We start from the raw sequence: 15,632 nt of genomic DNA, 5'->3' as shown, positions 1-15,632 counted from the left end.
GGACTGATGCGGGGCGGCCCTTTCCCGTGCCTGCGGGGGCGCGTCGGCGCTTACGCGAGCGGTCCGGTGACCGGCTCGACCGCGGCGACGAGGCGGCCCTCGCGCACGAAGGCGTCGGTGGCGGCCAGGTCGGGGGCGAGGAAGCGGTCCGGTCCGGGACCCTCGACACCGGCCGCGCGCAGCGCCGCGATGGCGGCGGCGGAGGCGGGCGCGGGCGCCAGGCCGTGGCGGAGCTCGATGCCGCGGGTGGCGGCGTAGAGCTCGACGGCGATGATCCGGTTGAGGTTGGCGACGGCGGTGCGCAGCTTGCGGGCGGCGGACCAGCCCATGGAGACGTGGTCCTCCTGCATCGCCGAGGACGGGATGGAGTCGGCGGAGGCCGGGACGGCGAGCCGCTTCATCTCGCTGACCAGGGCGGCCTGCGTGTACTGGGCGATCATCAGACCGGAGTCGACGCCGGCGTCGTCGGCGAGGAACGGCGGCAGGCCGTGCGAGCGGTTCTTGTCGAGGAGCCGGTCGGTGCGGCGCTCGGCGATGGAGCCGAGGTCGGCGGCGGCGATCGCGAGGAAGTCGAGGACGTACGCGACGGGGGCGCCGTGGAAGTTGCCGTTGGAGCGGACCTGGCCGTCCGCGAGGACCACCGGGTTGTCGACGGCGGCGGCGAGCTCGCGCTCGGCGACGAGCCGGGCGTGGGCCATGGTGTCCCGGCCGGCGCCGGCGACCTGGGGGGCGCAGCGCACCGAGTAGGCGTCCTGGACGCGGGGGGCCTCGCCGCTCTGGTAGTGGCCGGTGAGCTCGGATCCCCTGAGCACGGCCAGCATGTTGGCGGCGGAGGCGGCCTGCCCGGGATGCGGGCGGATGGCGTGCAGCTCGGGCTCGAGGACCTTCTCGGTGCCGAGGAGGGCTTCGAGGGAGAGGGCGGCGGTGATGTCGGCCGACTTGTAGAGGTTCTCGAGGTCGGCGAGCGCCATGATCAGCATGCCGAGCATGCCGTCGGTGCCGTTGAGGAGGGCGAGGCCCTCCTTCTCCCTGAGCTCGACGGGCTCGATGCCGGCGGCGGCGAGCAGCTCACCGGCGGGCTTCACCGTGCCGTCGGGGCCCTCGGCGTCGCCCTCGCCCATGAGCGCCAGGGCGCAGTGGGAGAGCGGGGCCAGGTCGCCGGAGCAGCCGAGCGAGCCGTACTCGTGGACGACGGGGGTGATCCCGGCGTTGAGGAGGTCGGCCATCGTCCGGGCGACCTCGGGGCGGACGCCGGTGTGCCCGGAGGCGACGGTCTTCAGCCGCAGGAACATCAGCGCCCGCACGACCTCGCGCTCCACCCGCGGGCCCATGCCGGCGGCGTGCGAGCGCACGATGTTGCGCTGGAGCTGGGTGCGCAGCTCATGGCCGATGTGCCGGGTCGCGAGCGCCCCGAAGCCGGTGGAGACGCCGTAGACGGGCTCGGGCTTGGCGGCGAGCGCGTCCACGGTCGCGCGCGCGGCGGCGAGCGCCTGGACGGCCTCGGATGACAGCTCGACGCGGGCGCCGTGACGGGCGACGTCGATGACGTCCTGCGGGGTGGTGCCGGACGTCCCAAGGACGACAGTCTGCATATCCATATTCAGCACCCTACGGATTGAAGAGCGCCATGTCACTAGCCGTCGGCCAAGGCGCTCGGAGTCGAACCCTCCGGTTCGCTCCCGCTCCAGTCTGCCCGGAGTCCGGCGAAGGCGCGGACGATGCCCGGCCGCCGGCCGTCACCGCTGTGGCCCCGGCCGAAGCGCCGACGCATAGCGCATCAGGTGGTACGTCGCCTTGCCGAGCAGCCTCAAGGACGTGGCCGGGTCGCCGCCGTGGTCACGCAGGAGTGCGCGGGCGTGTTCGGCCGTCTTCTCGACGATGTCCCGGGCGCGGACGTCCTCCAGCGCCTTCGCGTACGTCTCGGCCGGGACGAGGAGCTGTTCAATGTACGAGCGAAGCCGTCTGCGGACCTCGTCGGCCAGCGGGCCCGTCGGCCGACCCTCGGCCAGGGCGAACGCCAGGTCCACGTCCCGGCCCATGTCGCCCCACGTCGCGGGCGGCCCGGTCGCGGCGCTCACCGCCCGCCGTCCGTGTCCGACGCGGGCTCGCCGGGCAGCGGCCCCGTACGGGCCAGGAACGCCTCCCAGCCGCGGCGGGCCCGCCCGAGGAGCTCTGCGGAGGGGACGCAGCCGCAGTGGGCGGGGTGCGTTCCGGTCGAGGGGTCGGGAGGTCCGTTCGACTTCTGTCCGGTGGTCGTCATGGGTCTCCTCGTCATGGAGCTGCGAAGACGGCCGCATCGGGATGCGGACCTGCCGGGCACCATGCTGGTCGGCGCCGGGGCACGCGCCTAGTGCGATATCCCGTGTGAAATCTCCTGGATGGCAGGGGCGTTGCCGCTTTGGGGAGTGATCGCCCGCGATCGAGAGGCAAGATGAGGGACATGGAGCTCGGCGATGTGATCCGTCAGCTGCGTCTGGCCCGGGGCTGGTCCCAGGGAAGGCTGGCTTCGGCGATCAACGATCGATACGGGACGACGCTCGCCCGTGAGTACGTGAGCAACTGGGAGTGCGGCAAGGTCACGCCCAGGGACTTCTACCTCCGGGCCCTGTCCGCCGTACTGGATGCCCCCTTGGCCACATTCGAGGACGACGTGAGACGCCGAACGTTCCTGACTGATGTCGCGGGTACCGCCATAGCGCCCGTGATCGCCTCCGACCTGCTGTCCGTCGGCTTCGCCGCCCGGCTGCGCGGCGGGCCGTCCGTGGACGCGTGGGAGGACAAACTGGCCACGTACGGCACCGAGTACATGAGCCTGGGCGCGGGAGACATCCAACGCCGCGTCTCCCGTGAGCTCGTGATCGTGCAGCAGCAGCTTGAGGACACGCGGCTCTGGTCCGTGGCGTCGCGGCTGATGACGCTGTACGCGAAGACGTTCCCCGGCTCCGACGGCTCGAAGGCGGTGCACTGGTACCGGATGGCCGCCAAAGCGGCGGACCGGGCGGGCGACGACGACGCGCGGGTGTGGGTACGCGGGCGGGCCGCGATCGCGCTGGGGTACGAGGGCGCCTCCCTCGGCTTCGCCGACGTGCTCGCCGATCAGGCCCTCGCCCTCGGCGACAAGCCGTCCCTGGGGCTGCTCAACGCCGCCTACGGGCGGGCGCACGCCGCCGCCCTCCGAGGTGACCGGGTCGCTGCCCAGGACCTGGACCTCCAGGGGCGTCGGATCTTCGACAAGGCCGGCTCCCATGAGCAGACGTCCGACTACGCGGTGCCGTGGTGGCGCCTCAACGTCTTCCGTTCCCTGCTCCTTGCCCGCCTGGGCGACGAGAAGGGCGCGGTCGAAGCGCAGGAGCAGGCCCGCCGGGAGCTACCCGCCGAACTCCCCCGGTTCACCACGCACCTGGAGCTGCACCGGGGGCTCATGCTGGTTCGTTCCGGTGACCGTGACGGTGGAGTGGCGTACGCCCAGGCGGCCATGGACGCGCTTCCGACAGAGAAACACAGCCTGACGCTGCGCATGCTCATGGAAGAGATCAAGAAGCCCTGAAGTTCTGGCATATTCACTCAACGCACCCGGGGCGGCACTCTCCGTGCGGTACGGTTCACGCAAAACGGCCCCCGCGATGGTTGCAGCCATCGGCGAGGGCCTCGACCACTAGTGGAACAAGGCCTCCACCGTGATGTACCGGCACATTATCGCGCCCTCGCGCGGCTTCACCCAGTTCTCTCACGAGCTCATCCGGCATCCGCGCCTCGGCTCCGATGCCGTACGGCTCCTGACCTGGCAGTTGTCCCTTCCTCAAGGCGCGCGCGAGTCGCTGTCCCGAACGGCGGAACGTGCCGGGATCGGGGCGTGTGCTTTCGCCAGGGCGAAGCGGCAGCTGAAGGACGAAGGGTTCGTCCACGAGCGGCGCGTGCAGGGGCCGGGTGGGCGGTGGGTGACGCAACAGCTGGTCTCGAACCGGCCGTTGAGCGCGGCAGAGGCGGCGAAGCTGCTGGGGCGGGTGCCCGTACCGAGTGCCGGGATTCCGGCCGTCGGTGAGCCGACCACCCCGTCCACCGACGGTCATCCGAAGAAAGACCGTGTCGAAGACACCTCCGACCGTCCGCCCGCCCCGGCGGCCGAGGCCGAGGCGCCTCCACGGACCGCGCCGGTCGTCCCCGAGGAGGCACGCGCCCTCGTGGCCGCACTGCCCCTCCTCTCTACCGCCCTCCGGCACATTCCGCCCGGCATGCGCGAGGAGTTGACCGGGCTCGCCGCCGACTGGCTGGCCGCCGGGCACAGTTCCGCCGCCATCCACGCGCACGTACTGCGCGGGCTACCCGGAAGCGGCACACCCGTGCACCGCCCCGGCGGGCTCGTGCGGTATCTGCTGCGGGAGGTCCCACCCGTGGAACCGGCGGAAGCCGTCACTCCCGAACCACGTACCGGGCCACGCCTGTCGGCGCGGCTGGACGGGGTCCGGGAGTGCGAGGGCGAGCACCTCCAGGCGACCCTGTTCCGACCGGTCGGCGACGAGACCCTCTGCGCCCGGTGCGACGCCCACCGGTCACCTGAAACCGCTCGACTCGGCGACGCCGAGCAAGCATCCTCGGCGCATGGAATTCCTCTGCTACCACCGCGACCGACCCGGTTCCCTGCCGCTGCGGCAGGAACTACTGGAAGCGCATTGGTCGTACATGGACGGGTACGAGAAGGAGCTGATCGCCCGGGGGCCGACCTTCGGTGAGGACGGTCGGACGCCCAGTGGCAGCGTGCACATCGTCGACCTGCCGGATCCCGCCGCCGCCCGGAGGTTCGCCTTCGACGAGCCGGGCTACCAGGCCGGCGTCTACCGGGACGTGCTGCTGCGCCGGTGGCGCAACGTGCTGGGGCGGACCATGTGGGACTTCCCCGGCGGCCGGACCGGTGGTCACCGCTATCTGGTGCTGGGCCTCGGCGCCGGGGAGGCGGTCGATCTGGACGTGCCGACCGGCCGGGAGGGTGACCTGATCGCGTACGGGCCGCTCCTGTCCGATGACGGGGCCGCCTGGCTCGGCACGGCGGCCCTGGTGCGGGCGGCTGACCCGGCGACGGCTCGCACGGTGCTGACCGGCGACCACTACGCCTCCGTCGAGGCGCACGACTGGCAGTTCGGCGGACGCCGGTAGACCCACGGCCCCCACCGGGCCGCCGGAGCCCGGGGCCCCGGCCCTACACCGGGGGCGCGTCGCGGAAGCGGCGGCGGTCGCGGGCGCCGGGTGGGGCGTCGGCGAGGCGGATGACGGTGCCGTCGCGGCCGGCCACCACGGGGTTGGTGGAGCGGGCCGCCTTGGCCCGGTACTGGGCGGCGTCGGCGAGGCGGAAGAGGCGGCGGGCGGACTTCAGGGGGCCGATCGGGTCGCCGGTGGAGGCGACCCCGCAGGCCACGCCCTCGCCCAGCTCCAGTTCCGCCGCCCGTACGCACAGCTCCTCGGAGACCGCCACCACCTCGTCCGCCGTCGGGCCGACCGTCAGGAGGCAGAACTCGTCGCCGCCGAGCCGGGCCGCCAGCGCCCCGGGGAGCATCGCGCCGCACCGTGACAGAACGGAGCCGAACCGTTCCAGCAGGCGGTCGCCGACCGCGTGGCCGTGGGTGTCGTTGACGCGCTTCAGGCCGTTCAGGTCACAGACCACCAGACTCACCACGGAGCCGTCGGCCCGGTAGCGCTCGATCGCCTGGTCGAGCCGGGTGTCCACGGCCCGGCGGTTGGCGAGCCCGGTCAGCGGGTCGGTGAAGGCCAGCTTGCGGACCTCCTCCAGACGCTCGGCCTGGGCGATGCCCGCCGCGACCACGGCCGCGAGCACGGTCGCGAAGTCGGCGTCGTCCCGGTCGAAGGTGACCGCCCCGGCCGGCCGGGCCACGTACAGCTCGCCCCAGGCCCGCCCGTGCAGCACGACCGGCGCGACCACACAGCAGCCGCGCCCGCGCCGCCGCAGGCCGGTGACCCGGCCGGTCGGCAGCGGGTCGGCGGCGGTCTCCACCCACGCGTCGGGCTCGCCACCCCCGGCCCACTGCTCGTGCAGGAACTCGGTGATCTCCGGGAACTGGTGCACGGGATAGGTCTCGGCGTCCGGGAACTCCTCCTCCCCCACCGCCCGCTCCCCGGCGTTCACCAGGACCTTCAGCCGGCCGTGGTCCCGCTCCCAGACCGAGAGCGCGGCGAAGCTGCCGCCGAGCGCCTCGCAGGCCCCGAGCGCGGCGGCCCGCCAGAACTCGCGCGGAGTGTGCGCCGCCGCCATCGCCTGCGCCAGCGCCACCACGGCCCGCAGCCGAACGTCCTCACCCATTCCTCCAGCTTAGGGAGGTTTGATCCGTTTTCCCTTCCGAGACCTCACGGAAAGTGACATTTGGTGCAAAACAGGAACAACCGGTCCGGCCTCGGACCACACTCACTCACCCGGCCACTGCGGCTTCCGCTTCTCGTTGAAGGCCGCCACGCCCTCCGCCCGGTCCCCCGAGAAGGCCACCGAGCGCCACGCCGCGTCCTCGACCTCCAGGCCCGCCCGCAGGTCAAGGCCCTGACCGAGCCGCATGGCCTTCTTGGCGGCGCGCAGGCCGACCGGCGAGTTGGCCGCGATCCGCCCGGCCAGTTCCAGCGCCGCCGTACGGGCGTCCTCCTCCAGGAGGTCGACGAGCCCCAGCTCGCGCGCCTCGGCCGCCTCCACCCGGCGCGCCGTGAAGACCAGCTCGGCGGCGCGGGCCGCGCCCACCCGGCGCGGCAGCAGCTGCGTACCGCCGCCGCCGGGGATGACGCCCACCGAGACCTCGGGCAGACCGACCACGGCGGTCGCGTCGGCCACGATCACGTCGCAGGCCAGGGCCAGCTCGAAGCCGCCGCCCAGGGCGAAGCCGTGCACGGCGGCGACCGTCGGCATCGGCAGCTCCAGGACGCCGGTGTAGGCGGCGCGGGCGACCGGCCGCTGCCGGACCAGCTCGGCGTCGGTGAAGGAGTTGCGCTCCTTGAGGTCGGCGCCGACGCAGAAGGCCCGGCCGTTCGAGGAGGTCAGCACGGTGACCCGTACGGAAGGGTCGGCGGCGAGCGCGTCGCAGGCGGCGCCGAGGGAGCGGGCCATCTCCGAGGAGACCGCGTTCATGGCCTTGGGCCGGTCGAGGACCAGCTCGGCGACATGCCCGGCCCCGTCCCTCCGGACCACCACGAACTCACCAAAACGCTGCTCGGACTGCTCCGACATGACCGCACACCCTCCCGGTTAACGCCTGTTAACGGCTGTTCACCGACAGATCTTAGGTCGGGCGGCGGCCCAGCAGCCAGGGCTCCACCACACCCAGTCCGCGCACCGGCCGCTGCCACATCGGCTGGAGCGCGAAGCGGTACGCCGGCGCCTGCCCGCCCTCCTTCTCGGCGCGGGCGGCCTCCTCCGCCGCCTGCGTCTCGGAGACGGGCGCGTCCCCGGTCCTGGTGAGCTCCTCGGCGAGGGCGCTGTCGACCAGGACGGCGTCCTTGGGGGCTATCGAGGTGAGCCGGCTGGCGAGGTTGACCGTGGTGCCGAAGACGTCGCCCATGCGGGTCGTGACGGTGCCGAAGGCGATGCCGACGCGCAGCGCGGGCATGGTCTCGTCGTGGCTGAGCGTCTCGATCAGCCGCAGCGCGATCTCGGCGGCGGTGCCGGCGTCGTCCGCGGCGTAGAGGACCTCGTCGCCGAGGGTCTTAATGAGCCGGCCGCCGTGCGCGGCGACCAGGTCGGCGCAGGTGGTCTCGAAGGCCTCGACGAGCTCACCGAGCTCCTCCTCCTCCAGGCGCCGGGTGAGCCGGGTGAAGCCGACGAGGTCGGCGAAGCCGACCGCGAGCCGCCGGTCGACCATCTCCTCGTCGTCGGCGGCCTGCACGACCCGGCCGGTGGCGGCCGCGAGCTGGCGACGCCACACGTAGATCAGGAACTCCTCCAGCTCGGGCAGGAGCAGCTCGACGAGGGGGTACGTGACCTCGGTGCGGGTCATGCCGGGCTCGGGCGGCTCGGTGAGGCCCTCCAGGAAGGAGTCGATCTGCCATTCGGCGAGCCGGGCGGTGGTCTGTCCGGTGGAGCGGGCCACCTGCACCGCCATCGGCTCGCTCAGCAGCCCGGCCTCCACGAGACCGGCGAGGCGGCGCAGCGCGAGCACGTCGGCCTCGGTGAGGGCCTTGGCCTGGCCGATGTCGGCGAAGCCCATGGCGCGCCAGAAGCGGGAGGCCAGCTCCATGGAGACGCCGGCGGTGCGGGCGGCCTGGAAGGGCGTGTAGCGGCGGTCGGCACCGAGGATGAGCTGTTCGAGGCGGATCGCGAGGGGGTCGTCGGTCGGTTCGACCGTGTGGTCGACGACATGGTGGGGCGTGGGATACGTCGGGGGCTCGGCGGCTTCGGCTTGGCCGGCTTGATCGGCTGGTTCGGTCCCGCCGCCGTTGTTCGCGTCGTCGACGGTCACCGGCCGCCTCCTGCCCGTTCCCTGCCCACTGTCCTGCCGATCTGTCGCGTGGAGGGTGCTTCCCCGGTCTTCACGGATCGCTCTCCACGAATCGCGCTCCACGATACGACAGGTGTGTGCTGGCTCACGCCCGAACCGGTCCCGACCCGTCCCGACCGGTCGGGAACCGGCCGGTCCGGACGGGTGACGCGAGGGGGGCGCACGGGACGAGCCGAGGGGTGGTGGGGGCCGCGGACCGGTTCAGTCGGCCGCGCGCACGTGGACGATGTCGCCGGCCGCGACGGCCTCGGTGCCGCCTCCCTCGGTGGCGACGACCAGCCGTCCGTCCTCGTCGACGGCGACGGCCTCGCCCTCCAGCATCCGCTCGCCCGGCAGGTCGGCGCGGACCCGGCGGCCGAGGGTGGCGCAGCCGGCCCCGTAGGCCTCTTGGAGCCCGGACGCGGCCGGGTCGCCGCCCGCCCGCACCCAGTCGCCGTACCACTGCTCCAAGGAGCGCAGGATCGCCCGCAGCAGGGTGTCGCGGTCGGTGGAGACGGCGTCGGCGAGGAGGAGGGAGCCGGCGGTGGGCACCGGGAGCTCGTCCTCGCGGAGGGTGACGTTGATGCCGAGGCCGACGACGACCCCGTCCTTGCCGGCCCGCTCGGCGAGGATGCCGCCCGCCTTGCGTTCCTCGCCCGCCACGTTCACCAGCAGGTCGTTGGGCCACTTGAGGGAGAGGTCGGTGCCGGCGGCCTTGGCGAGGCCGTTCGCGGCGGCCACGCCGGTGAGCAGCGGCAGCCAGCCCCAGTGGTGCGTGGGCACGGCGGGCTTGAGGAGGACGGACAGGAAGAGGCCGGAGCGGGCGGGCGCGACCCAGCTGCGGTCGAGGCGGCCGCGTCCGGAGGTCTGCTCCTCGGCGACGAGCACCGCGCCTTCGGGGAGTTCGTCGGCGCGGGCGGCGAGATCGGAGTTGGTGGAGCCGGTGGACTCGACCACGTCGAAGGAGGTCCACAGCGCGTCGGGAAGCACGAGCGCGCGGCGCAGGGAGGGTGCGTTGAGCGGGGGGCGGTCGAGGTCCGACCAGCGTCCCGCTGAGTCTTGGGAGGACGTCATGCAAGCCAGCGTAGGTGTGGCAAACGCCGCACTGCCGAACCGTATCGACGCCGATACGCTACGGGTCAGTAGCCCAGCAGTAGTCCATTCGTAGTCATCGAACCCCCCGTGACCAGGCAGGGAGCCGTATCCCGATGTCCGAGCCGGCAGAGCACGACCAGATCGACATTCACACGACCGCGGGCAAGATCGCGGACCTGCAGCGCCGGATCGGCGAGGCCACGCACGCCGGTTCCGAGCGGGCGGTGGAGAAGCAGCACGCGAAGGGCAAGCTGACCGCGCGCGAGCGGATCGCACTGCTGCTCGACGAAGGTTCGTTCGTGGAACTGGACGAGCTGGCCCGGCACCGGTCGTCCAACTTCGGCCTGGAGAACAACCGGCCGTACGGCGACGGCGTGGTGACCGGCTACGGCACCGTCGACGGCCGCCCGGTCGCCGTCTTCTCGCAGGACTTCACCGTCTTCGGCGGCGCCCTCGGCGAGGTCTACGGCCAGAAGATCGTCAAGGTCATGGACTTCGCCCTGAAGACGGGCTGTCCGGTGATCGGCATCAACGACTCCGGCGGCGCCCGCATCCAGGAGGGCGTGATGGCCCTCGGCGCGTACGGCGAGATCTTCCGCCGCAACACCCACGCCTCCGGTGTGATCCCGCAGATCTCGCTGGTGGTCGGCCCCTGCGCGGGCGGCGCGGTCTACTCGCCCGCGATCACCGACTTCACGGTGATGGTGGACCAGACCTCGCACATGTTCATCACGGGTCCGGACGTCATCAAGACCGTGACCGGCGAGGACGTCGGCTTCGAGGAGCTGGGCGGCGCCCGCACCCACAACACGACGTCGGGCGTGGCCCACCACATGGCGGGCGACGAAAAGGACGCCATCGAGTACGTCAAGTCCCTTCTGTCCTACCTTCCGTCGAACAACCTGTCCGAGCCGCCGGCCTTCCCGGAGCAGGCCGACACCGAGCGGACGGACGAGGACCGCGAGCTGGACGTCCTCATCCCGGACTCGGCGAACCAGCCGTACGACATGCACACCGTGATCGAGCACGTCCTCGACGACGGCGAGTTCCTGGAGACGCAGGCCCTGTTCGCGCCGAACATCCTGACCGGCTTCGGGCGTGTCGAGGGCTTCCCGGTCGGTGTGGTCGCCAACCAGCCGATGCAGTTCGCCGGCTGCCTGGACATCGACGCGAGCGAGAAGGCGGCGCGTTTCGTCCGCACCTGCGACGCCTTCAACATCCCGGTCGTCACCTTCGTCGACGTCCCCGGCTTCCTGCCGGGCGTGGACCAGGAGTACGGCGGCATCATCCGGCGCGGCGCGAAGCTGATCTACGCCTACGCCGAGGCGACCGTCCCGCTGATCACCGTCATCACCCGCAAGGCCTTCGGCGGCGCCTACGACGTCATGGGCTCCAAGCACCTGGGCGCCGACCTCAACCTGGCCTGGCCGACCGCCCAGATCGCCGTCATGGGCGCGCAGGGCGCGGTCAACATCCTGCACCGGCGGACGATCGCCGAGGCGGAGGCGAGCGGCGAGGACGTCGAGGCGGTGCGCGCGCGGCTGATCCAGGAGTACGAGGACACCCTCCTCAACCCGTACATCGCGGCCGAGCGCGGGTACGTCGACGGGGTGATCCTGCCGTCCGACACCCGCCCGCAGATCGTCAAGGCGCTGCGTCAGCTGCGTACGAAGCGGGAATCCCTGCCTCCGAAGAAGCACGGCAACATCCCGCTCTAGGCAGCGCAAGGACCAGGACCTCAAGGAGCCGTTGTGATCAAGGTCGTACGAGGAAACCCGACGCCGGAGGAGCTGGCCGCCGCACTGGCGGTGGTCCAGGCCCGGGCCGCGGCGACGGCGGCGGCTGCCGCCGAGAGCGGCGGCCCGACGGTCCCGGAGGGCTGGTCGGACCCGGCGCGGATCGCCCGTGAGGTGCGGCACCGGCCGGGGCCGCGCTCATGGGCGCGGTCCTACTGGCCGGCGTGAGCGGTACGGACGCAGGCGGCGAAAGGCCGGACCTCTTGTGCGGGAGGTCCGGCCTTCGCGCGTACGGCGTCGGGCGGGGGCGGAGTCAGACGAGGGGGGCGACCGCCTCGGCCATCAGCCGGTAGCCGGCGTCGTTCGGGTGCAGCCGGTCCGCGTACGCGTAGGCCGGGTTCAGCGCCTTCGGGTCCTTCGGGTCGGCGAGGAGCTTCGCGAAGTCGACGACCGCGTCGAACTCGCCCGAGGTGCGGATCCAGTGGTTGACCTCGGCGCTGGTCCGCTCGGCGGTGGGGCCCCAGTGGCTGGTGTCCTTGAAGGGCAGCAGCGTCGAGCCGACGACCCGTATGCCGCGGGCGTGCGCCGCGTCGATCAACTGGCGGTACGCGGCGATGAGTTCGGCCGAGGTGACGACCGGCGAGGGCTTGTAGGTGGGGTGCGGGTCGGGCTTCAGCGCGGCCTCGCTGTAGCCGATGTCGTTGAGGCCCTGGAGCAGGGCGACGGTGGAGACGCCGGGCTGGTCGAGGGCGTCGCGGCGGAACCGGGCGGTGGAGCGTTCGCCGTACCAGGCCGAGTCGTTGAGGACGAGGTTGCCGCCGATGCCGGAGTTCACGACGGGGCGGTCGATCCGTTCGGCGAGCGCGTCGGAGTAGCGGCGGTTCGCGTGCGGGGTCGAGCCGAAGCTGTCGATGATGGAGTCCCCGAAGAGCACCACACCGCCCTTCGGGGGCGGGGTTCCGCCGCTGACCTCGACGCCGCTGAGGTAGTACCAGGACTGGGTGCGGGCGGTGAAGGCGCGGCCGTCGGTGTCGGTGCGGTGGTCGCCGTCGGCGCGGTAGCTGTCGGCCCACGCCTGGGAGTGGAAGGTGGCGGGCCCGGTCGTGCCGGCGAGGTAGAGGGTGACGGTCACCGACTCCAGGCGTCCGAGGCCGAGCCGGGCCGGGTCGCTGCGCAGTTCGCCGTGGGCGGGGACGGACACGGACCGGCTGCCGCCGAAGGTGAGGTGGCGCACGGAGCCGGGCTCGACGGCCGCGCCGCTGGTGGTGCGGGCGACGGTGGCACCGGTGACGGTCAGGGGTGAGGTGCCGTACGCGTTGGAGAGCCGGATCCGTACCCGGTCGCCGTCCTCGGTGAGGCGGACGACCTGCCGGAGGGTCTGGCGCGAGAAGCCCTCCTGGGACCAGTTGGGGGTGAAGCCGGTGGAGGGGAGCTGCGGGGCGGCGCCCCAGGCGGCGTGCCACCGCTCGGCGGCCGCGGGGCGGGCGCCGGCCTGGGTGCCCGAGAGCACGGTGAGGCCGAGGGCGGCGGCGAGCAGCGGGGCGAGGAGCTTCTTCATGACAAGGGTCCTTGAAGGCAGGGGGCAGGAGTGGCGGATCACTTAACGGGAAGTTGGTTCCGTTAAGATGTCTGGGACAGTAGCAGACTCGGAAGCGTTAATGGAACAGGAGACCCGTTTGAGCGAGACCGACCGGCCGTCCGCGCCCGGCAGCGTGCGCCCCGGAGGCCGTACCGCGAAGGTGCGCAGGGCCGTCCTCGACGCCACCGAGGACGCGCTCGCCGCCTCCGGCTTCCACACCCTGAACATGGATCAGATCGCCGTGAGCGCCGGCGTCGGCAAGACCACCGTCTACCGCCGCTGGGGCTCCTCGGTCGGCCTGATCGCCGATCTGCTGCACGACATGGCGGAGCAGTCCCTCCCGGCCGCCGACACCGGCAGCCTCGCCGGCGACCTGCGGGCCAACGCCGCCCTCGTGCACCGCACCCTCACCGACCCCCGGATGGGTGCCGTCTTCCGCGCGGTGATCGCGGCGGCCGCCTGCGACGAGGAGTGCGCGGCCGCCCTGCGCGGCTTCTACCGCACCCGGCTGGAGGAATGGGCCCCGGTCGTGACCCGGGCGGTGTCCCGCGGCGAGGTCCCCGTCGGCACGGACGCCCTCGAACTGCTGCGGGCCGTCTCGGCGCCGCTCTACTACCGGTTCGCGGTCACCCACGAGGAGCCGTCCGAGGCCGACGCCGAACGCGCGGTCACGGCGGCCGTCGCCGCCGCGGCGGCCGGAGCCTTCGCCCCGCGCGAGGACTAGTCCTTCGGCACGGGGCGCTTGAGTACCCGTACTCAGGCGCCCCGGCCCTCCGGGCCGCAGGATCGGGACCATGCTCTGGTCCGACCCGAAGAACGAGCCGCCGAAGGAACTGCGCGACATGCAGGCGAAGCTGCGGCGCGCCGGCGTTCTGCTCGCCGTGGCGATGGTGCTGCTGATGTTCGTGGTCGGCGCGCGCTGAGGTCCGGCCGCGTCCGGTGCGTCCCGCTCGCTACGCTGCCCTCATGACTGCTGATCGCCGCCGTGTCGTGCTCGCCTCCGCCTCCCCCGCCCGGCTCGGCCTGCTCCGGCAGGCCGGACTCGCTCCGGAAGTGATCGTGAGCGGCGTCGACGAGGACAAGACGCACGCCCCCACCCCGGCCGAGCTGGCCCTCGCCCTCGCCGAGGCCAAGGCCGCCCACGTCGCCGCCCGCCCCGAGGTGTTCGGCGCCCTCGTCATCGGCTGCGACTCGGTCCTGGAGCTGGACGGGCAGGCCCTCGGCAAGCCCGCCGACGCCGAGGAGGCCACCGCGCGCTGGAAGGCGATGCGGGGCAGGGTCGGCATCCTCCAGACGGGCCACTGCGTCTACGACACGGCCGCCAAGCGCTACGAGTCGGCCACCGCCTCCACCGTCGTCCGCTTCGGCGAGCCCACCGACGCCGAGATCGCCGCCTACGTCGCCAGCGGCGAACCGCTCCACGTGGCGGGCGCGTTCACCCTCGACGGCCGCTCGGCGCCCTTCATCGAGGGCATCGACGGCGACCCGGGCAACGTCATCGGGCTCTCCCTGCCGCTGCTGCGGACCCTGCTCGCCAGGCTCGGCGTCTCGATCACCGACCTCTGGGCCTGAGCGGCCCGAGCGCCCGAGCCCCTAGCCCCTAGCCCCGAGGCCCCGGGTCACGCCGGAGCCGGCACCGCCTCGACGTCCGCCTTGGGCTCCCCGTACGCCACGAGGGTGAGGACGATCAGGCCGAGCACCAGCATCAGGAACGCGAACGCCGCCCAGCCGAGCAGCCCCACCGCCACCGCGCCGAGCACGCCGTGGACGACCGCGCAGCCGATGAGCAGCGCGCGGCCCGGGCGGCCGGGGCGGCGGTCGCGTATCGCGGCGACGAGCGGGACCAGGCCGCACAGGAGCAACAGGACGCCGGAGCCGATGCCGAGGGCCCAGGTGCCGGTGTACATGGCATCGGGGTCGAGGCCGTCGAGGGACATCGACTGGGCCTTCACGAACCGGGCCATGACCGCGTTGATCGCCACGATGCCGGGTGCTTCCAGGAAGAGCACCGCCGCCGTCACGAGTGCTATCGGTCTGCGGGCCACCTCGGCCACCCCCTGGGATGCGGTTGTTACCTCCGGTACGTACGACATCGCGCAGGCTACTGGCCGGTAAACCCCCGGACAAGGGTTCGTGCGACCCCGCGTCCGACCGCCACCCTGGCAAAGAATCATTGAGCCATTCGTAGGGACTCCACAAAGAAACCCGTTTGGCGACTGGCCGCGCGAACAGAGACCTGCGCCACACCTCAGAGCTACTGTGCCGTAAAGAATCCCTGCGTACCGTGGTGCGACAAGGGATTTCACGACCCGAGCAAGCCTCGTATCACGCTCCGTGTGGGCAAGCTCACCACTGGGGACGGGTCGAAAGGCCGTGTCGGCAGTCCCTAAACTCAGCTTGTTTCAAGGAGGGAGCCATCGTGCGCAAGGTGCTCATCGCCAACCGTGGCGAAATCGCTGTCCGTGTCGCCCGTGCTTGCCGGGACGCCGGGATCGCAAGCGTAGCCGTCTACGCCGATCCGGACCGGGACGCTCTGCACGTCCGCGCGGCTGACGAGGCGTTCGCCCTGGGCGGTGACACCCCGGCCACCAGTTACCTGGACATGGGCAAGGTCCTCCAGGCGGCGAAGGATTCGGGGGCGGACGCGGTCCACCCCGGATACGGCTTCCTCTCCGAGAACGCCGAGTTCGCCCAGGCCGTCCTGGACGCCGGACTGATCTGGATCGGCCCCCCGCCGCAGGCCATCCGCGACCTCGGCGA

At 72.4% G+C, this 15,632-nt stretch carries 17 protein-coding genes; 8 read left to right on the top strand and 9 right to left on the bottom strand.

Features of this window, described 5'->3' with window-relative positions:
- Positions 1–50: 50 nt before the first annotated feature.
- The 3 genes from hutH to ACFY7C_RS21320 form a co-directional block, all read right to left on the bottom strand.
- Positions 51–1,592 carry a histidine ammonia-lyase gene (gene hutH, locus ACFY7C_RS21330; protein ID WP_389654440.1) on the bottom strand — a complete coding sequence of 514 codons (1,542 nt, stop codon included), beginning with the start codon at positions 1,590–1,592 and terminating at the stop codon, positions 51–53.
- Positions 1,593–1,736: 144 nt separating this feature from the next.
- The gene (locus ACFY7C_RS21325) at positions 1,737–2,078 is read right to left on the bottom strand and encodes a DUF6415 family natural product biosynthesis protein (protein WP_389652859.1); all 342 of its coding nucleotides are present in this window, start codon (positions 2,076–2,078) and stop codon (positions 1,737–1,739) included.
- Positions 2,075–2,260 (bottom strand): hypothetical protein, encoded by a 186-nt coding sequence (locus ACFY7C_RS21320; protein WP_389652856.1) that lies wholly within the window; start codon positions 2,258–2,260, stop codon positions 2,075–2,077. The genes ACFY7C_RS21325 and ACFY7C_RS21320 overlap by 4 nt, the downstream gene beginning before the upstream one ends.
- Before the next feature lie 180 nt (positions 2,261–2,440).
- Here ACFY7C_RS21320 and ACFY7C_RS21315 point away from each other — a divergent pair, with 180 nt between their 5' ends.
- Together ACFY7C_RS21315 and ACFY7C_RS21310 are read left to right on the top strand one after the other, a co-directional pair.
- Positions 2,441–3,547 (top strand): helix-turn-helix domain-containing protein, encoded by a 1,107-nt coding sequence (locus ACFY7C_RS21315; protein WP_389652853.1) that lies wholly within the window; start codon positions 2,441–2,443, stop codon positions 3,545–3,547.
- A gap of 1,052 nt (positions 3,548–4,599) precedes the next feature.
- The gene (locus ACFY7C_RS21310) at positions 4,600–5,151 is read left to right on the top strand and encodes a YciI family protein (protein ID WP_389652850.1); all 552 of its coding nucleotides are present in this window, start codon (positions 4,600–4,602) and stop codon (positions 5,149–5,151) included.
- A gap of 43 nt (positions 5,152–5,194) precedes the next feature.
- Here the strand turns inward: ACFY7C_RS21310 and ACFY7C_RS21305 are convergent, their stop codons facing one another.
- The 4 genes from ACFY7C_RS21305 to ACFY7C_RS21290 form a co-directional block, all read right to left on the bottom strand.
- The gene (locus tag ACFY7C_RS21305) at positions 5,195–6,310 is read right to left on the bottom strand and encodes a diguanylate cyclase domain-containing protein (protein ID WP_389652848.1); all 1,116 of its coding nucleotides are present in this window, start codon (positions 6,308–6,310) and stop codon (positions 5,195–5,197) included.
- Between the two features lie 102 nt (positions 6,311–6,412).
- A complete protein-coding gene (locus tag ACFY7C_RS21300; RefSeq protein ID WP_389652845.1) occupies positions 6,413–7,216 on the bottom strand; it encodes an enoyl-CoA hydratase/isomerase family protein in 804 nt (267 codons plus the stop codon).
- 52 nt (positions 7,217–7,268) lie between these two features.
- Entirely contained in the window at positions 7,269–8,444 is a 1,176-nt protein-coding gene (locus ACFY7C_RS21295; protein WP_389652842.1) for an adenylate/guanylate cyclase domain-containing protein, read from the bottom strand.
- Between the two features lie 240 nt (positions 8,445–8,684).
- Positions 8,685–9,536, bottom strand: coding sequence for a biotin--[acetyl-CoA-carboxylase] ligase (locus tag ACFY7C_RS21290; protein ID WP_389652839.1), 852 nt, complete (start codon positions 9,534–9,536; stop codon positions 8,685–8,687).
- Positions 9,537–9,670: 134 nt separating this feature from the next.
- On the opposite strand from ACFY7C_RS21290, the gene ACFY7C_RS21285 reads away from it, so the two are divergent.
- Entirely contained in the window at positions 9,671–11,275 is a 1,605-nt protein-coding gene (locus ACFY7C_RS21285; protein WP_389652836.1) for an acyl-CoA carboxylase subunit beta, read from the top strand.
- Between the two features lie 33 nt (positions 11,276–11,308).
- Positions 11,309–11,521: an acyl-CoA carboxylase subunit epsilon gene (locus ACFY7C_RS21280; RefSeq protein WP_389652834.1), complete on the top strand. Its 213-nt coding sequence runs from the start codon at positions 11,309–11,311 to the stop codon at positions 11,519–11,521.
- Between the two features lie 85 nt (positions 11,522–11,606).
- Here the strand turns inward: ACFY7C_RS21280 and ACFY7C_RS21275 are convergent, their stop codons facing one another.
- Positions 11,607–12,851: an SGNH/GDSL hydrolase family protein gene (locus ACFY7C_RS21275; protein ID WP_389652832.1), complete on the bottom strand. Its 1,245-nt coding sequence runs from the start codon at positions 12,849–12,851 to the stop codon at positions 11,607–11,609.
- Between the two features lie 100 nt (positions 12,852–12,951).
- Between ACFY7C_RS21275 and ACFY7C_RS21270 the strand changes: the two genes are divergently transcribed.
- The 3 genes from ACFY7C_RS21270 (at position 12,952) to ACFY7C_RS21260 (ending at position 14,444) form a co-directional block, all read left to right on the top strand.
- Positions 12,952–13,596, top strand: coding sequence for a TetR/AcrR family transcriptional regulator (locus tag ACFY7C_RS21270; RefSeq protein ID WP_389652829.1), 645 nt, complete (start codon positions 12,952–12,954; stop codon positions 13,594–13,596).
- Between the two features lie 70 nt (positions 13,597–13,666).
- The gene (mmpB, locus tag ACFY7C_RS21265) at positions 13,667–13,795 is read left to right on the top strand and encodes a morphogenic membrane protein MmpB (protein ID WP_389652826.1); all 129 of its coding nucleotides are present in this window, start codon (positions 13,667–13,669) and stop codon (positions 13,793–13,795) included.
- 43 nt (positions 13,796–13,838) lie between these two features.
- A complete protein-coding gene (locus ACFY7C_RS21260; RefSeq protein WP_389652823.1) occupies positions 13,839–14,444 on the top strand; it encodes a nucleoside triphosphate pyrophosphatase in 606 nt (201 codons plus the stop codon).
- Positions 14,445–14,491: 47 nt separating this feature from the next.
- Here the strand turns inward: ACFY7C_RS21260 and ACFY7C_RS21255 are convergent, their stop codons facing one another.
- Entirely contained in the window at positions 14,492–14,965 is a 474-nt protein-coding gene (locus ACFY7C_RS21255) for a hypothetical protein (RefSeq protein ID WP_389652820.1), read from the bottom strand.
- 326 nt (positions 14,966–15,291) lie between these two features.
- Here ACFY7C_RS21255 and ACFY7C_RS21250 point away from each other — a divergent pair.
- The coding region (locus ACFY7C_RS21250; RefSeq protein ID WP_389652817.1) for a biotin carboxylase N-terminal domain-containing protein at positions 15,292–15,632 on the top strand (341 nt) is incomplete at its 3' end.

It is taken from the genome of Streptomyces sp. NPDC012769 (assembly GCF_042901205.1).
In the GTDB taxonomy this organism is placed as follows: domain Bacteria; phylum Actinomycetota; class Actinomycetes; order Streptomycetales; family Streptomycetaceae; genus Streptomyces.
Note: the sequence above shows the minus strand (reverse complement) of the source record. Positions and strands in the feature narration are given on the sequence as shown.

Coding starts and splice junctions, on each gene's coding strand:
- hutH (WP_389654440.1), bottom strand. CDS start 1,592: ATGCAGACTGTCGTCCTTGGGACGTCCGGCACCACCCCGCAGGACGTC.
- ACFY7C_RS21320 (WP_389652856.1), bottom strand. CDS start 2,260: ATGACGACCACCGGACAGAAGTCGAACGGACCTCCCGACCCCTCGACC.
- ACFY7C_RS21315 (WP_389652853.1), top strand. CDS start 2,441: ATGGAGCTCGGCGATGTGATCCGTCAGCTGCGTCTGGCCCGGGGCTGG.
- ACFY7C_RS21310 (WP_389652850.1), top strand. CDS start 4,600: ATGGAATTCCTCTGCTACCACCGCGACCGACCCGGTTCCCTGCCGCTG.
- ACFY7C_RS21305 (WP_389652848.1), bottom strand. CDS start 6,310: ATGGGTGAGGACGTTCGGCTGCGGGCCGTGGTGGCGCTGGCGCAGGCG.
- ACFY7C_RS21300 (WP_389652845.1), bottom strand. CDS start 7,216: ATGTCGGAGCAGTCCGAGCAGCGTTTTGGTGAGTTCGTGGTGGTCCGG.
- ACFY7C_RS21290 (WP_389652839.1), bottom strand. CDS start 9,536: ATGACGTCCTCCCAAGACTCAGCGGGACGCTGGTCGGACCTCGACCGC.
- ACFY7C_RS21285 (WP_389652836.1), top strand. CDS start 9,671: ATGTCCGAGCCGGCAGAGCACGACCAGATCGACATTCACACGACCGCG.
- ACFY7C_RS21275 (WP_389652832.1), bottom strand. CDS start 12,851: ATGAAGAAGCTCCTCGCCCCGCTGCTCGCCGCCGCCCTCGGCCTCACC.
- ACFY7C_RS21270 (WP_389652829.1), top strand. CDS start 12,952: ATGGAACAGGAGACCCGTTTGAGCGAGACCGACCGGCCGTCCGCGCCC.
- mmpB (WP_389652826.1), top strand. CDS start 13,667: ATGCTCTGGTCCGACCCGAAGAACGAGCCGCCGAAGGAACTGCGCGAC.
- ACFY7C_RS21260 (WP_389652823.1), top strand. CDS start 13,839: ATGACTGCTGATCGCCGCCGTGTCGTGCTCGCCTCCGCCTCCCCCGCC.
- ACFY7C_RS21255 (WP_389652820.1), bottom strand. CDS start 14,965: ATGTCGTACGTACCGGAGGTAACAACCGCATCCCAGGGGGTGGCCGAG.